Source organism: Mycoplasma marinum (assembly GCF_004335975.1).
GTDB lineage: Bacteria > Bacillota_I > Bacilli_A > Mycoplasmatales > Metamycoplasmataceae > Mycoplasma_K > Mycoplasma_K marinum.
Genome location: NZ_PSZO01000007.1, coordinates 25,138 through 42,463 on the forward strand (window position 1 = coordinate 25,138; position 17,326 = coordinate 42,463).

Here is a 17,326-nt window from a genome sequence, read left to right on the forward strand (position 1 = left end):
ATATGTGTTATGTTTCCCTAACCTTACCGTTCAAAACATCTCGCGATGTTATATTTCTCTAACATAAGTAATTAAATATAACTTGCAATGTGATAAAATGTAATTGTTATAAACACTACTAGGAGGTAAAAATGACACCACATATCAATGCAAAAAAAGGCGAAATAGCCAAAACAGTACTAATGCCCGGAGATCCACTAAGAGCAAAGTACATTGCGGATAATTTTTTAACAGATGTAAAACAAGTAAATACAATTAGAAACATGCTTATGTTCACAGGTAAATTTGAAGGTAAAGAAGTTTCAATTTGTGGTTCTGGAATGGGACAACCATCAATCGGTATCTATTCATACGAACTATTTGAATTTTATGGAGTAGATAATATTATTAGAATAGGTTCAGCAGGTTCATATAAAGCTGACCTTAAGTTATATGATGTTGTTCTTGCGACATCAGCATATACAGATTCAGATGCATTTTCAAGAATTGTTCTTGAAGAATCAAAACATATTCTTGAACCAGCACAAGAACTTAATAACAAAATTAAAGCATCAGCTAAAAACTTGGATATTAAATTACATGAAGCAAGAATTCACTCTTCAGATGTATTTTATGGTTCACGTTCATTAGAAGATACAATCTCAATAACTGGAGCAGATTGTGTTGAAATGGAATCAGCTGCATTATTTATAAATGCGGAAAAAACAGGTAAAAAAGCAGCATGTTTATTAACAATATCTGATAACCTTATAACTAAAGAAGAAACATCAGCTGAAGAACGTCAAACAGCGTTTGCTGACATGATGAAAGTTGCTTTGGGTATCTTATAATGAGAGCAGTAGACATAATAGATAAAAAGAGACTTAATAAAGAACTAACAAGGGATGAAATAGCTTTCTTAATAAATGGTTATGTTAATGATGAAGTTAAGGACTATCAAATGGCTTCATTTGCAATGGCCGTAGTGTTAAATGGAATGACAGATCAAGAGGTTGCTGATCTTACACTAATAATGATGAACTCAGGAGATATTATCGATCTTACTTCGATTAATGGAGTTAAGGCTGATAAACATTCAACTGGAGGAATAGGTGATAAAACCTCAATCGCACTTTGCCCTATTATTGCTGCACTAGGAATTCCTGTTGCAAAAATGTCAGGTAGAGGTCTTGGTCATACGGGTGGAACAATTGATAAACTAGAATCTATTCCAGGATTTCAAGTTGAACAAACAATTGAAAATTTTATTAAAATTGTACAAAAACATGGATTGGCAATTATTTCTCAATCAGGGAACATTGTTCCAGCAGATAAAAAACTATACGCCTTAAGAGATGTAACAGCAACAGTGGAATCAATTCCTTTAATTGCAGCTTCAATTATGTCTAAAAAATTAGCAACTGGTGCTGATTCAATTTTATTGGATGTTAAAGTTGGTAACGGTGCATTCATGAAGACGTATGAAGATGCTGAAAAATTGGGTAAAACAATGATTTCAATTGGTAAACTTTTAAACAAAAATGTAAAAGTAGAAATTACAAGTATGGATAGACCACTTGGTAGAGCAATTGGTAATAGAAATGAAGTAATAGAAGCTGTTGAAACACTTAAGGGTAATGGTCCAAAAGATTTTGAAGAACTAATCTTCTCATCTGCTGCTACTATAATCCAACAAGCTTCAAATAAAAATGAAGATGAAGCCAAAAAATTAGTTAAAGAAGTAATTGAAAATGGTTCTGCTTTAAATAAACTTTACGAAATGATTGAAGCCCAAGGTGGAGATATAAATTCATTAAAGTCAAAAGATTTCTTAAAATCAGAAATTACATTAGAGATAAAAGCAAAAGAGAGTGGTTTTATGGAGATTACTTCAGCTATTGATCTTGGACTTGCAGCAATGAAGATTGGAGCAGGTAGAGCAACAAAAGAAGATATTATTGATAATACAGCAGGTATTTATATAAATAAAAAAACAAATGAAAAAATTAACGTAGGAGATACATTATTTACAATTTCATCAAATATTGAAATTAATAAAGAAATTCTTGCACAAGTTGAAAAATCATATAAAATAAATAATGATATAATTAAAAACCCAATAATTTTGGGTAAATTATCATAGGAGATAAAATGGATAAAGCAAAATACATCGATCATACTTACCTTAAAGCCGAAGGTACAAGCAAACATATCGATAAAATTATTGAAGAAGCAAAAGAATATGGTTTTAAAACTATATGTGTTAACTCATCATGAGTTAAATATGCAAAAAAGAAACTTGAAGGGTCTGAAGTAGGGATTACATCAGTAGTCGGGTTCCCACTTGGAGCTATGGCAACACAAGCGAAAGTATTCGAAACTAAATTAGCTATTGATCATGGTGCCAATGAAATTGATATGGTTATTAATATTGGTAGATTAAAGGATGGGCAATTTGATTACGTTTTAAATGAAATAAAAGACATTAAAAAAACTTGTGGTTCACATGTTCTTAAGGTTATTATTGAAACTGCTCTTCTTACAGAAGAAGAAAAAATAAAAGCAACAGAAATTGTTGTTGCATCAGGTGCAGATTTTGTTAAAACATCAACAGGATTTTCATATCATGGAGCAACTCCAGCAGATGTTAAACTAATGAAAAAAGTAGTTGGAGATAAAATTTTAATTAAAGCAGCTGGTGGTGTTAAAACTCCTGCAGATTTAGATGAAATGATTTCAATTGGTGCTTCACGTATAGGTACATCTTCAGGTGTTAAACTTATTTCAGGTGAAAAAGCAAAAGAAGGAGAATACTAATTCTCAAATAAGATTAAGATGTATTATGCATCTTTTTTTATTTATAATTTAGAAAATATACATAAAGGAGAATATTATGATTAAACTAATAGTAGCAATGACAGGCGAGAGGTTAATTGGTAAAGATGATAAAATGCCATGACACTTACCAAAAGAATTTAAGCATTTTAAAGAAACAACAATGGGACACTCATTATTATTTGGAAGAAAAACTTTTCAAGGATTGCCCAATAAACTCCCAGGAAGAAAACATTATGTACTTTCAAGCAATGATGTTGAAAAAGCAGATCAAACAATCCATAATGATGAAGAATTAAATAAATTATTTGATAAATATAGAAATTCTGAAGAAATTCTTTTTATTGCTGGTGGTAAAAGTGTATATGAAAAATATGCAGAACAAGCAGATGAATGAATAATCTCATATGTATGAGGAAATTATACGGGTAACGTCTACCTCAACCTTAAACCGGTCAATTATTCAAAAGAAGGAGTAGTTGTACACGGAGATTTTGATGTAGTAATATACAGAAAGATAAAATAATATATTTTTATTTTGTCTTTTTTTAATCTAAAATTAATTAGGATACATTATAAATCACATTAAAAGGAGAAAAAATGTTCGAATTCGTTACAACCCTTGGTTGGATTGCTGCCATTTTAACAATACTGTTAGGGTTACCCCAACTCTATTACACAGTCAAAACTAAAAAAATATCAGGAGTAAACTTTTTATCAATGTTTGCATTCTGATTGGGACTTACTTTATGGGTGTTCTATGCAGGTTTAATTGGAAACCCAGGATTACCGGTGGGTATTGCAAATATTTTTGCACTTACAACATTCTCGTTAGTCATTATTTTCTTATTGAAATATAGCAATAATAAGTACCGCCTATCAATAACAATATTAATATCTTTAGTTTGAGCTTTAGCAATTATTTTCTTTGCTATTATGCAAGGAAAAGGAATCACAAGAAATAATACTGGGATGTTAATATTTTCAGCACTTGGTGGTTCATTAACTACATTTGCATTCTTACCTCAAATTATAAAAACACTAAAATCAAAAGATACAACTGGATTATCAATTTTACTTTTTATTCTTGGTACAACAGTTAATATTAGTTGAACTATATATTGAGGTACATTCCACCACACAATCAATTCATCATTTACAATATCAACTCAATTGTTACCAACAATATTATCATTCATTGGTGCAATCATTTGAGGAACGCAACTTTGTCTAATTATTATTAATAAGAGAAGAAATAAATCTAAGTCTCAATAAAGAAAATATACAATACAAAGCAAGTAATAATAAAGCAGCATCAAGTTAAATTGGTGCAAAAAAATTCTACATTTCACAAAAGGAGTGTAGAATTTTTTGTACCAATTTAGGGAGTAGTAATAATTTATTGAAACTAAGTTTATATAAAACTTGCTACTCTACTAATCTTTTAAATTCATTAAATATGCATTTCCTTATAAACGTATCCAATAATGTTTATTGGCATAAAAAAATATCCACCATTATTTAGTGAATATAATTTAATTATTTATCCTCTTTAGTTGTAGTAGTTTTTTCTTCTTTAACTACTTCTTCTTTTTCTTTAACTACTTGAGTTGCCCCTTCTTTTGAAGGTTTAACTTTAGCAATAAGATCTTTTAAAGAATGTTTTGTAGCTGCAGGAGCAACTTTATCCTTAGGAGCAGGTAATTCACCATGCTCAACAATATATTCAATTTCCTCTGCAACTATTGTTTCTTTTTCAAGAAGCGCTTTAGAAATGGCTTTTAGAAGTGGTAAGTTTTTATTAATTACTTTTTCTGCCTCAATTTGAGCAGCCATAATAATTTTTCTAACCTCTTGGTCAATTTCATGACCGACAGCATCTGAAAAGTCTTTATTTTTATTGTAATCTCTACCTAAGAATGGCGAACCTTGATTTGCCTCATATTGAATTGGTCCAAGATCTGACATACCTCATTGAGTAACCATCATTCTTGCGATTCTTGTAGCCTTCTCAATATCATTTGCAGCACCATTTGAAACTTGATCTGCACCATACATAATTTTTTCAGCTGCACGCCCACCCATGAATGACATGATTTGTGCATGTAGGTCTGATTTTTTATTATAGTATGACTCTTTTTCTGGAGTCATTAAGTTATAACCACCAGCTTGACCACGAGGGATTATTGTTATTTTTTGAACTTTTTGACCACCTGGAACCTTAATACCAATAACGGCATGTCCAGCTTCATGTAGAGAAACCATTGTTAATTCTTCTTTTTCAATAACTCTTGATTTCTTAGCAGGACCAGCCATAACTCTATCAATTGCTTCATCAATTTGATCAGCTGTTATTACACCTGAATTTTCACGAACAGCTAAAAGTGATGCTTCATTAATAACCGATTCTAATTGAGCACCTGAATAACCAGGAGTACGTTTAGCAATATTACCAAAGTCAACACCAGGATCTATACGCTTACCTTTGGCATGAACATCAAGAATTGCCTCACGCTCTTTAATATCTGGAAGTCCAACAGTAATAGTTCTATCAAAACGTCCAGGTCTTTGTAAAGCAGGATCTAGAACATCAGGACGGTTAGTAGCTGCAAGAACTAAAATACCATTATTTTCTGACATACCATCCATTTCAACAAGAAGTTGGTTAAGTGTTTGTTCACGCTCATCATTTCCACCACCCATACCAGCACCACGAGATCTACCAACAGCATCTAGCTCATCAATAAATATAATACATGGGGCATTCTTACGAGCTTCACGGAACATTTCACGAACACGCTTAGCACCAACACCAACAAACATTTCAACAAAATTAGATGCAGAAATGAAGTAGAATGGAACACCAGCTTCTCCGGCAGTAGCTTTAGCAATTAAAGTCTTACCTGTACCTGGAGGCCCACCCAATAAAATACCTTTAGGAATTTTTGCACCTGCAGCTTTATATTTAGCAGGATTTTTAAGGAAATCAACAACTTCAATAACCTCTTCTTTAACTTCTTCATTACCAGCGACATCTGAGAATTTTTTATCTGATACCATTTTTTGAGCTTTATTATTTCCGACTGAGAATGGTGATCCACCACCAGCTCCACCAGATTTTTTAGCCAATCAAATCATCACAAAGATGAATAATACCATTGGTAATAGTGAAATCATTATATTTACTCATTTACTAGGAGCTTTATATACGGTACCACTAATACCTGAATCACTATGATTTTTACCAGAAGAATCAATAAATGCTCCTTTGTGGCCTTTCATTATAGAATTAGGTATGTTTGCACCAGTTGCTGCAGAGAATGATTGTCTAAAATCATCAATTTGCCCAGGTGTTGCACCCGGAACGATATATTTCTCTTCTCTTCCACCATTTAAGTGTTCGGTTACATATATTTTTGAATACGCTGAATCAAAAGTAATGTCCTTAATATAATGATCATCCTTCGTATCACTTTCAGCTTTTTTAAGTTTTGTTTCAAAACTAGATGCTGAAACTATCTTATCTTTTTTAAAGAATAGGAAATAAAGTCCTATTATTAGTGCTGCTGTAACTAATAAAATGACTATAAATCCTGTTCAATTAAACTTTTTCTTTTTATTTTGTGTGGCCATTTATGCCCTCCTTGTAATCCTTTTTAAATTAAGGAATAGATATTTAAATTATACATTTTTATTATTTATAAATATAGTAAATGTATAACAGTCTATTTAATATCTTTTTAATTGTATCACATATAAGTTATTTAAAATAGCACTCAACCATATAGAGTGCTATTTTTTACTAATAATTGATATAATTCCATTCTCTTTTTTAATATATTCATCACTAGAAATTTTATATTCAGCCTTACCATTTTTAGAAGTTATAAAGTCTATTATTGAATTTATTTTATCTTTTGTGACTTTAATATCAGTTCCAAACTCATGTAAAAATTCAAATATTACTTCTTCTTTAAAATGTAAAATACGAAATGATTTTACTGAAAAACTATTTTTAGCCCATAAAAAGCAATTAAATTGTACTTTTCTATTCTTTTTAACTAAAATTTTATTAGACATCTTAAATCAAGAAAGCCTTTGTTTTTTGGCTTTTAATGATAATTTACTTAATTCAATACGTAACTTATTCCTTGTATAAACTGGTTCAGAATTTGAAGAATCTATAGCATAAGGTATATTTCAAATTTTGCATAATTCCAAAAGGTCTTTTTTTCAATATTTATCAATAAATGGTCTTGTAATTTTCATTCCTTTTAGGTAATTAACCTTTTTAATACCGAAATATTTCGGTTCTCTTCCACTTTCTTTTTGCATAAGTGCAGTTTCAAGAAAATCATCTTTATGATGAGCCACTAGTAATTCGTTGCACTCAAATTCATCATATACTTCTTTAAAAAAGTCATATCTAACTTCTCTTGCTCAAGCTTGAAAATTAGTTTTTGGTTTTCCCTTTAATGATAAAACTTTGATTTCAATATTATTTTCTTTACAGAATTCTCTTACAATATTCTCATCATTATTTGAATCTGGTCTTGCATTGTAATTGACATGTGCAACAACAACTTTTTTATTTCTATTTTTGTGTAATAGAACCATTGAGTCTGGTCCTCCGGAAATTGCTAATAATTTCATAATTAAACCTGCTTACCTTTAATATTATATTTATTCATCACTGTGTTAATATCTTTACTCATAAATAACTTGGCAGCTTTTGCTGCATGCGCTATAACCTTATCGATAGATTTTCTATCTTCTTTTGAAAAATTACCCAATACATGTTTCACTGTATCATTACCTCTACCAATACCTATTTTAATCCTTGCAAAATTTTGAGTTCCTGCATTAGCAATAATGCTTTTAACACCATTTTGTCCCCCTGCTGAACCAGTTGTTTTAATTGCAACCTTGCCAACTCCATGATCCATATCATCATAAATAACTAATAAATCTTCTGGTTCTATTTTATAAAAACGCATGATAGATTGAACTGCGTCTCCCGATAGATTCATAAATGTTTGAGGTTTAGCTATAATAACATCATCCACTTTTGCAAAATGAGCATTAAATTTTTCTTTATTAAGTTCAACATCAAGTAATCTTGCGAGTTCTTCAACCGCATCAAAACCAACATTGTGCCTTGTATTTTTATATTCTTGACCTGGATTACCAAGTCCTACTATTAATTTCATAATTCAATTATAACTTTTAGTTTTTTAAAATAAATATTTTTATTAAAAATATGTTCTAAATATAATGATAAATAATTAAATAAAAAAAATAAATCAACACATTAGTCAACTTATTCATGATATATTAATTGCTTATAATTCAATAACTTTATTAAACATCTTTGTCTGGGTAACAGTTAAATGGTGAGAAATCATAATAATCGTTACGTCTTTGTCTTCTAGTATATTTTTAAGAATTGAATCAGCATTCTTTTTATCCAAATTACCAAAACATTCATCAAGAATTAATATAGATTTTTTATTAATTCAAACTCGAGCTAAATTCACTCTTTGTTGTTGCCCTGTAGAAAGTGCATTTTTATCTAATCTATCACTTTTATTTTTTATAAAATTAAGGTTAAATTTTTCTTTAAGATCCTTAAGTTTATAAGTAGCGTTACCAAACAGAGACATATTTTCATCAAACGTTTCATTGATTATCAAGTTGTGATTATTTGCATAAGATATATTACTTAAATACTTTTGTTCCTCAATTGTCTCAATTTTATTCCCATCAATTAATATTGAACCACCATTGGGTTTAATTTGATTTAATATTAAGTTTAGTAATGTACTTTTACCAGAACCACTTTTACCTGTAATAGCTATCTTTTCACCCTTATTAATATTGAAAGATAAATCCTTAAATATTTCCTTATCATTATAAGAAAAATCAAGTTTTTGTACTTTAATTTCTTTTTCAAACCAAGGTGATAACACTTCTTTTTTAGCATGTTTATTTTTACAATAATCTGGGTTATCTCTAAGAGGTTTTGTTTGTCTTGCCGCAACAAAAGATGCAACCAAATTATTTAGTTCACCTTGAAAAATTTCAAGCGACATAAAAATACCTAAAAATAATGTTACAACTGAGTAGTTAATTTTAAATACAAATATTGAAATTGAAACCAACAATGTTGTCTCAACAATTGCAGCAATCAAAGCATTAACATATTTAAATATTTGTTCTGTTTTAAAAAAGGAAATACTAGTTTTTTGAACATTTGAATTTGCTTCACCTATTTTTTCACCCAAAGCTTCTATATTGTCATTCCAAAATAGTGTTTCAATACCTAATGTTAAATCATTTAAATCTTCATTATATTTTTTTCTCATATCTGCTTTAGCTTTCGTTTTAACTCTTAATTTTTTATCAAAAACAACAAGAATTATTTTTGACAAAATACAAATAAAAGCTAATATTAATGCTATATAGAAGTTTAACAATGCAATCGCAACAAAGGATGCAATTATAGTTGAAATGGATTTTATAAATAATAAGTAGTTTGCAAAGTAGTTATCTGAAATTGAATTCGCAGTTTCAGTTAGATTATCTCAATGTGCTCCCTTACCAATTTTTTTAAAATCAGAGATATTATTTAGAAATACATTTTCAGAATAATTATTCCGTAAAATTCTTTCTACTCTTATACTATATATATTTTTAATAACAGCTTCAAAGACTACAAGGACTACCATAATAGCCATAAGTATAAATGTATACCCTATTCATTTTTCTGTTAAAGTTGCATTATTATTAATCGCATAATTTACAGTTTTGGAAACAAAATATGGAGTTATACCCATTGCAACAGCAGAAAATATGTTTGCCAAAATAGCAAAAAATGAGATTGTTGGCATTTCCTTTAGCAACTTAATCGTAACCCTTTTTTTATAGTGAGATTTTTGAATCATAAATCACCTCTTCTTTTTTACTTAAGTGGTGAGTAATATTTATCAAACCCCCATCATAAACTTTTGATAGATAATCCATTATATACCCTCTTGAAACTCTATCAATATTTGAAAAACCTTCATCAGAAATAATCCAACCAGGGTTTTTCAATACTATTCTTGCAAAATTAATTTTTTGTTTTTGCCCTTCTGAAATAGAAGTAATATCAATTTTCTTATCCAATTCTAAGTCGTTAAATTTAATTGCTTTTAAAATGTTTTTGATATCTTCAATGTTGGCACTTTTATCAAATAATGCAATATTTTCAAATAAAGTTGCATTAAAAACATATGGTTCTGAATTTAATATTCCTATATTGTTTATTATAGTTTTGGATGAAAGTTCTTTTGAATTATTGTTACTTATTTCAATTGTTCCCTCATATGTATTTTGTTTACCCAAAATTGAATTTATTAAAGTACTTTTACCAGAACCAGAATCACCAACTATCACATATTTTTTTCCCTTAAATAGTTGCAAATTAATATTATCTTCAAATAATTTTTTACCCTCAAAGGCTATGTTGTAATTTTTGATGCTAATTTGATTAATGTCTTTAATATATTTGAGAACAATAGGCTGTTCAATTGTTGGAACAAAGAAATGGAATAATTTTGCATATTGTAAAACATCTTGCATATTTTCAGTTAATTGAAATACAGATCCTGTAAATAAAGTTGTTACCATTCCAATTGCTACCAATGATTCCTTTGAAATTTTTCCGTTTATAACAAGAATACATGCAATTACAATTAAACCAAATTCTACGAAAATACCCATTATTATAGAAGGAGTTTGAGAAAGCATTGCTTTTGAAATAAATCTAACAATTTTCTTTTCAATCCATGCAAATTTTCTTTTTAAAAATCCTACAACTACATTGCTCGAGTTATTTAAATAGAAAACTGAATGCAATGACAAATTGCTTGATATTTCATCTTCCAATTTATTAATATTACCCTCTATTTCTTTTTGACCTTTAGAAAGGAAGGGTGATATAAACCCCATAGAAAAAATAACAAAAATACAAAGACCTAATGCAGCAAGGCCGATAATTCATGAGATATAAAATATCAAAAATCCGCCAATAAACATCCTTAATAAATTTTGCATTAAGGAGTACTTGTGTCTAATAGTATTATCAACATATTTGTCAACACTATCAATTGTTATGGATTTAAATGATCCAGGAGCTTCACTTATTTTTCTTTGTCCCTCTTCACAAGAATATGATTTAAAAATATATCTTCTTAACTTTGTCTTTAAAATTGAACATTCCTTCTCTAGGAAATACTCAGATACATATTTGATAATTAAAAAAGATGTTGTGACACCTAAATTAATTAAAAACCACATCATAAACTTATTATAATTTTTATCAATTAATGCTCTAAATACAAATGTTGTGAAATATATTGTAACAACCGTCATTATTGCAACATATGAAAATGATAAGAAAAATATAATTGATTTAAAAACAGGAATTTTAGGCAAAGTTTTTTTAATTTTAGAATATTCATTTTTTTCTTTTTCAATTTTAATTTTCTTATTGGCTAATTTAAGTTTATCTTCAGCAGATATTTTGGACATATTATCCTCTTTTCTCTATTTAATTATATAGTTATCTAACTATTAAATTTTGATAGTATTTTTTAGCATAAAAAAATACTTTCGTAAATAAGTATTTGTAGTATTTATTTTATTCTCATTCTATTGTTGAAGGTGGTTTTGAAGTTATATCATAAACTACTCTATTAACATCTTTAACTTTGTTTGTAATTTCTGATGAAACCTTTACAATAAATTCATAAGGTAATTGTGAGAATGTTGCAGTCATAAAATCAACAGTATCCACTGATCTAAGAGCTGCTGTATAGGCATATGTACGTTCATCACCTTGTACACCAACTGTTTTTATTGGTGTAAGAACTGCAAATGCTTGTGAAACTTGATCATACAATCCTGCTTCCCTTAAGTTGGAAATAAATATATTATCTACCTCTTGTAAGATTCTTACTTTTTCAGCATCAACTGAACCAATAATTCTAATTGCAAGACCAGGGCCTGGGAAAGGATGTCTCATTATTAGATTTTTAGGAAGTCCAAGTTTTAAACCAAGTTTCCTAACCTCATCCTTGAATAAATCATTTAGAGGTTCAAGAATTTTAAATTCCAATTCATCAGGCAATCCCCCAACATTATGATGAGATTTAATAACTTTAGCTGTTCCATTAATACCTGAAGATTCAATTAAATCAGGATATATTGTTCCTTGTGCTAAAAAATAAGCATCAGAATGAGTTGCTTTTGCCTCGGTAAAAACATCAACAAATAATTTACCTATTATTTTACGCTTAGTTTCTGGATCAGACACATTCTTTAAAGCGCTATAAAATTTGTCTTTGGCATCAATAGTTACTAAGTTCATATCATAAGCTGAACCAAATAATTTTTGAACTTCTTCTACTTCATTTTTTCTAAGCAAACCATGATTCACAAAAATACAAGTTAATTGTTTACCAATAGCTTTATGCAATAACATAGCAACTACTGATGAATCTACTCCTCCAGATAAACCAAGAATAACTTTTTTATCACCCACGATTTTCTTTATTTCTTCAATCTTATTTTTAACTAAATTTTCAACTTTTCATGTAGGTTTTAGTTTAGCGATTTCAAATAAGAAATTAGCTATCATTTCTTTACCAAATTCTGTGTGAGTAACTTCAGCGTGGAATTGATATGTATAAATTTTCTTTTCATCATTTATAGTCATTGCATTACATAAATCAGTTTTTGCAATAACTTTAAACCCAGGAGCAACTTCTGTTACAGTATCAAAATGCGACATTCAAACGTTAGACACTTGTTCAATATTTTTTAACATTGGATGGTCCATAGTTTTAGTTAAAGAGACCTTTCCATATTCACCATCTTTTAACGTTTCAACTTTACCACCAAGTAAGTGGTGAATAAGTTGCATTCCATAACAAGTACCCAAAATAGGTTTTCCAATCTCAAAAATCTCTTTATCAATACTCAAAGAATTTTCTTCAAATACCGATGAAGGTCCCCCAGAAAGAATAATTACATCAAACTTTTTAGCAATCTCGATAATATTAGGTGAAAAGGGTGAAATAATTTCTGAATATACACCAAGATCTCTAACTCTTCTTGCTATTAATTTACAATACTGCGAACCAAAATCTACAACTAATACTTTATTCATTTTATCTCCTTAAATATTTATATTATTATTTTAATTATAGATTAATAAATCTTTTAAAATCTTATTACCAATAAAAATAACATTAAAAACAAAACATATAAATATTCTTACGATATAAATAAGCTTTAAATCATAAGCTTAAATTAAAAAATATTCTATTTTTGGGGTTGTGTAAATAATTTTATAGTCCTTATGTTATTTTGAGTAACTTCTATCATCAACTCATTTTTAAGCTTCAAATATTTGTTTAAAGGAATTATATTTAAACCCTTCATTCAAAGTTAGTTTGATAATGTTGTCTTAATCACATGTTTTTCTATTTAATTGTATGAAAGCTTTTTCATTTATCTTTTTAATATTTAGATTTAAAAAGTGACTTACTTAAATTTTAAAATAAGTAATTCGCTTTAAATTTTATTTATAAAGATATAGGACTGTAGTTCCAAAGTATGTCAACGCCATTACAAACATTATCAACATTGGGATATTTAACCTTTCTCAATATAAGGTGTTCTGTTCAATTTCATTTTTTTCCTTAATGCCGCTTGAAACAATTTCGGTTTCATCACCAACTATAAATTGAGGTTTACCTCTTTTTTCATTTATGTATTGTTTAAGTCCTGCAAAGAAATTAAGAATTACAAAAATAGTAACACCTGCTGCAATACCCGCTGTAATTGAATAACTCAGCATTGTAATAACCAAAGTAATAAATAGTGCAGGAACATCAATCATTTCTTTTCAGTTAAACTCTTTAAGTTGCATCATCATTAATGATCCAACAAGGATTAAAGCAGGAGCTGTTATAGGCATTATAGTTGCTGGATTAACAGTATTAGTTGCTGCATGAATATGTGAATTTGCAATTGGCATTAGTGGATTCATTATTGGTCAAAGTGCAATTGACAATAAGAATAATGAACCTGTAACTACTGAAGCAAATCCAGTTCTAGCTCCTGAAGTAACACCTGCTGTTGATTCTATGTATGAAGTAACAGTAGAAGCACCGATTGTGGCACCAGTTATTGTTCCAATTGCATCAGCTCAATTAGCTTTTGTCATTCATTTTTCTCCTTCTCTTTCATTGATTTTTGCAGATTCACCAATTACAAAAAGAGTACCCGTTGTATCAAAGAAGTCAGTATACAGAAATACAAATATAGCTATATAAGATAAAGGATTTTTAAACATAGTCCCAAGATGTGTTCACCCTTTACCCGCAATTTGAGAAAACCCCTTAAATTCATCACTATATTTATTCATTTTAAATGCTGGCGCAAAATCTTTTATACCTGCTGCCCAAAGTATAGACATTATCACAACTCCAGTACCCATAGCAATAATAATTCCACCTTTAATTTTCAAGAAATGAAGTATGAACATTAATAATAAAATAACTATAGAAACAATAATTAATGGATTCTTAAAATCACCTAATTTTACTGCTGTTGCTGAAGTTACGCCACTTTTCAATCAAGGAGCAGCAATTGCGTCTGATTGTACAATCCCTGAATCTTGCAATCCAATAAAAGCTAAAAATAACCCAATAGCTGCCCCAATTGCGATTTTTAAGTTTTTAGGCATTGCCTTTGATATATATTTTCTTGCTGGTGTGATTGCTATAATAAAATACATTCAACCAGATACAAGAACTGCTGCCATTGCATCATATGGATCTATTTTTAATATTAAACAAACAGTAAATACAAAGAAAGCATTTGCTCCCATTCCTGGTGCTAATGAAATTGGAACATTAGCAAGAATTCCCATAGTAATAGTTGCCACAAAAGCGGAAATAACAGTTGCCAAAAATACTCCACCAATAGGCATTGATCCCGGCTTAGCAATATTAACTGTTGACATCATTGAAGGTTGAACTGCAAGAATGTATGCCATTGCTAAAAACGTTACTAAACCTCCAATGATTTCTTTCTTAAATGTAGCTTGCCTGGAGCTAAATTTAAAGTATTTTGTGATAAAGTTTTTATCACCATTTTCCGTATTGGAAATATTTTTCATTTTTTTTCCTTTCAAACAAATTTTTTAACATCTCTAAAAATAAAAAACAAAGCATAATGCCATGTTAATAATAAAAAAAGTAAGATACAAATCTTGGCTTTCTTTATAGTTAAAAGTTAAGGCTTTTAGTAGAAACGTATCACCAATTAGATACTTATATAAAGATGTCAAATTAATTATACAAAATTATGTAAATTATAATAAGTAATAAAGATTAGAAATAGATAGCACTAAGAAATGAAATATTATTTATCAAGTTGTTTTTTGTTTCACATATTAGCAGACCCTATTATGTGATAAAATTGAAACTATGAAAAAAATAAGAACAAGATACGCACCATCACCTACTGGATTCCTACATATCGGAGGAGCAAGAACAGCATTATTTTCTTACCTATTTGCAAAACATTTCGACGGAGAATTCGCTTTGAGAATAGAAGATACAGATGTTAAAAGAAATGTTGAAGGCGGAGAACAATCTCAACTAGATAACTTAGCTTGACTAGGAATTGTTCCTGACGATTCACCAAGAAATCCAAAATCAGAATATGGGCCATATAGACAATCAGAAAAATTAGACAGATACAATAAAATAATTGATGAATTATTAGAAAAGGGACATGCTTATAAAGCATATGATTCATCAGAAGAACTTAATCTACAAAGAGCAGAACAAGAAAAAAATGGTAACTTCTCATTTAGATATGATAGAGAATGACTAAATCTTAACGATGAAGAAACTTCAAGAAGAGATAAAGCTGGGGAATACTCGGTTAGAATTGCTTTACCAAAAGATAAATGATACTCATGAAAAGATATTGTTAGAGGTAAAGTGTCAGTTAATACTAAAGACATAGGGGATTATGTAATTAGAAAACAAGACGGTTATCCAACTTATAACTTCGCGGTTGTTGTTGATGATCATGATATGGAAATCTCTCACGTATTAAGAGGTGAAGAGCATACAACTAATACACCAAAACAACTTGCAATTTATGATTTAATGGGTTGAGAAGCACCTACATTTGGACATCTAACAATTATCACAAATATGGAAGGTAAGAAACTTTCAAAACGTGACTTATCAACAAAACAATTTATTGAAGATTATAAAAATGAAGGTTATAATCCAAAAGCCATCTTTAACTTTCTAGCACTACTTGGATGAACAGCTAAAGATACTTCTGAAATGAATTCACATGATCAATTAGTTGAAAAATTCTTGCCTGAAAGACTTTCAAAATCACCTTCAAAATTTGATGTTAAAAAAATGGATTGATTTTCAAAACAATACTTCAAACAAGAAATTAATTCTGTTGTGGTAGAAAAAATGAAACAAATGACAAGCACAAACGGTTTTGAACAAGAATGATTAGAACTATTTGCTGAAACTTATAAACAAAATGCGGCAACTACACAAGATTTAGTTAATGCACTTAAAATTTATAAAAATACAGATGTTAGGGATGCTGAAAATTCAGAAGTTATATCAACATTTAAATCTGAACTATCTAAAAATGAATTCTCAATAGAAGGCATTCAAGCTGCAATTAATACAACTAAAGAAATTACAGGTGCAAAAGGTAAATCATTATTCATGCCTATTAGACTTGAAACAACTTACCAAGAACATGGTCCGGAACTTGCAAAAGCTATTTATTTATTCGGTAAAGAATTAATTGAAAAGAGACTATCAAATGTCTAAAAAAATTAAATTTACTTCAAATATTTCTCAAGCAGGAGAAACACAACAAATTTCTTTTGATGCTGCTGTAACAATTGATACTTATCAAGAATTTACTACATATGAATTTAAAGAACCAAATATGAATGTAATGAATAAAATTGAAGTTTCAGAAACTGCTGTAAATATCTTTGCTGGTCCAAGTTCAATTAATCTTGAACTTAATAAAACAGTTGCAATTCAATATCAAACACCACATGGAATACTATTGCTAAACTCACATATGTCTGCATTAACTATTAATGAAGATAATGTAAAAATACAATATTCACTTGCTAACCAAGAAGATATTGTAGGGAATTATGAAATTATTTTAGAAATTAGCTAATCATACAACCTAATAAGGTTGTTTTTTTATAAAAAATTCAAAAAAATATGACTCATGACATTAATTAATAATGAAATAAATGTGCAAGACTCGGATTTATGTCTATGACGGTAGAGTAGCAAATTTTGTGTAAACTTAGTTTTCATGAAATCTCACTACTTCCTATGTTGTAATTTTATCTTAACATGAAAAAAGAGCATAACGAAAA

At 29.1% G+C, this 17,326-nt stretch carries 14 protein-coding genes and 1 riboswitch; of the genes, 7 read left to right on the forward strand and 7 right to left on the reverse strand.

Features of this window, described 5'->3' with window-relative positions:
• Positions 1-131 precede the first annotated feature (131 nt).
• From deoD to C4B24_RS02025, 5 genes are all read left to right on the forward strand, one after another.
• Positions 132-830, forward strand: a complete 699-nt coding sequence (deoD, locus tag C4B24_RS02005; protein WP_131598845.1) for a purine-nucleoside phosphorylase — start codon at positions 132-134, stop codon at positions 828-830.
• Positions 830-2,122 carry a thymidine phosphorylase gene (locus C4B24_RS02010; protein WP_131598848.1) on the forward strand — a complete coding sequence of 431 codons (1,293 nt, stop codon included), beginning with the start codon at positions 830-832 and terminating at the stop codon, positions 2,120-2,122. The genes deoD and C4B24_RS02010 overlap by 1 nt, the downstream gene beginning before the upstream one ends.
• A gap of 8 nt (positions 2,123-2,130) precedes the next feature.
• A complete protein-coding gene (gene deoC, locus C4B24_RS02015) occupies positions 2,131-2,796 on the forward strand; it encodes a deoxyribose-phosphate aldolase (protein WP_131598850.1) in 666 nt (221 codons plus the stop codon).
• A gap of 76 nt (positions 2,797-2,872) precedes the next feature.
• The gene (locus C4B24_RS02020) at positions 2,873-3,340 is read left to right on the forward strand and encodes a dihydrofolate reductase (protein ID WP_131598852.1); all 468 of its coding nucleotides are present in this window, start codon (positions 2,873-2,875) and stop codon (positions 3,338-3,340) included.
• Between the two features lie 74 nt (positions 3,341-3,414).
• Complete coding sequence (locus tag C4B24_RS02025; RefSeq protein WP_131598854.1) at positions 3,415-4,089, forward strand: PQ-loop domain-containing transporter; 675 nt, start codon at positions 3,415-3,417, stop codon at positions 4,087-4,089.
• 264 nt (positions 4,090-4,353) lie between these two features.
• Here the strand turns inward: C4B24_RS02025 and ftsH are convergent, their stop codons facing one another.
• The 7 genes from ftsH to C4B24_RS02060 form a co-directional block, all read right to left on the reverse strand.
• Positions 4,354-6,447, reverse strand: a complete 2,094-nt coding sequence (gene ftsH, locus C4B24_RS02030; RefSeq protein ID WP_131598856.1) for an ATP-dependent zinc metalloprotease FtsH — start codon at positions 6,445-6,447, stop codon at positions 4,354-4,356.
• A 159-nt stretch (positions 6,448-6,606) separates the two neighbouring features.
• Positions 6,607-7,467, reverse strand: a complete 861-nt coding sequence (gene tilS / locus C4B24_RS02035) for a tRNA lysidine(34) synthetase TilS (RefSeq protein ID WP_131598858.1) — start codon at positions 7,465-7,467, stop codon at positions 6,607-6,609.
• A gap of 2 nt (positions 7,468-7,469) precedes the next feature.
• Entirely contained in the window at positions 7,470-8,024 is a 555-nt protein-coding gene (gene pth, locus C4B24_RS02040) for an aminoacyl-tRNA hydrolase (RefSeq protein WP_131598860.1), read from the reverse strand.
• A gap of 132 nt (positions 8,025-8,156) precedes the next feature.
• The gene (locus C4B24_RS02045; RefSeq protein WP_131598862.1) at positions 8,157-9,758 is read right to left on the reverse strand and encodes an ATP-binding cassette domain-containing protein; all 1,602 of its coding nucleotides are present in this window, start codon (positions 9,756-9,758) and stop codon (positions 8,157-8,159) included.
• Positions 9,736-11,388 (reverse strand): ATP-binding cassette domain-containing protein, encoded by a 1,653-nt coding sequence (locus C4B24_RS02050; protein WP_131598864.1) that lies wholly within the window; start codon positions 11,386-11,388, stop codon positions 9,736-9,738. The genes C4B24_RS02045 and C4B24_RS02050 overlap by 23 nt, the downstream gene beginning before the upstream one ends.
• Before the next feature lie 109 nt (positions 11,389-11,497).
• A complete protein-coding gene (gene guaA, locus C4B24_RS02055; RefSeq protein WP_131598866.1) occupies positions 11,498-13,027 on the reverse strand; it encodes a glutamine-hydrolyzing GMP synthase in 1,530 nt (509 codons plus the stop codon).
• 414 nt (positions 13,028-13,441) lie between these two features.
• A complete protein-coding gene (locus C4B24_RS02060; RefSeq protein WP_131598868.1) occupies positions 13,442-15,046 on the reverse strand; it encodes an NCS2 family permease in 1,605 nt (534 codons plus the stop codon).
• A gap of 86 nt (positions 15,047-15,132) precedes the next feature.
• Positions 15,133-15,228, reverse strand: a riboswitch (purine riboswitch).
• Positions 15,229-15,356: 128 nt separating this feature from the next.
• On the opposite strand from C4B24_RS02060, the gene gltX reads away from it, so the two are divergent.
• Positions 15,357-16,751 (forward strand): glutamate--tRNA ligase, encoded by a 1,395-nt coding sequence (gene gltX, locus C4B24_RS02065; protein WP_131598870.1) that lies wholly within the window; start codon positions 15,357-15,359, stop codon positions 16,749-16,751.
• Positions 16,744-17,118, forward strand: a complete 375-nt coding sequence (locus C4B24_RS02070) for a DUF1934 family protein (protein WP_131598872.1) — start codon at positions 16,744-16,746, stop codon at positions 17,116-17,118. The genes gltX and C4B24_RS02070 overlap by 8 nt, the downstream gene beginning before the upstream one ends.
• Positions 17,119-17,326 lie beyond the last annotated feature (208 nt).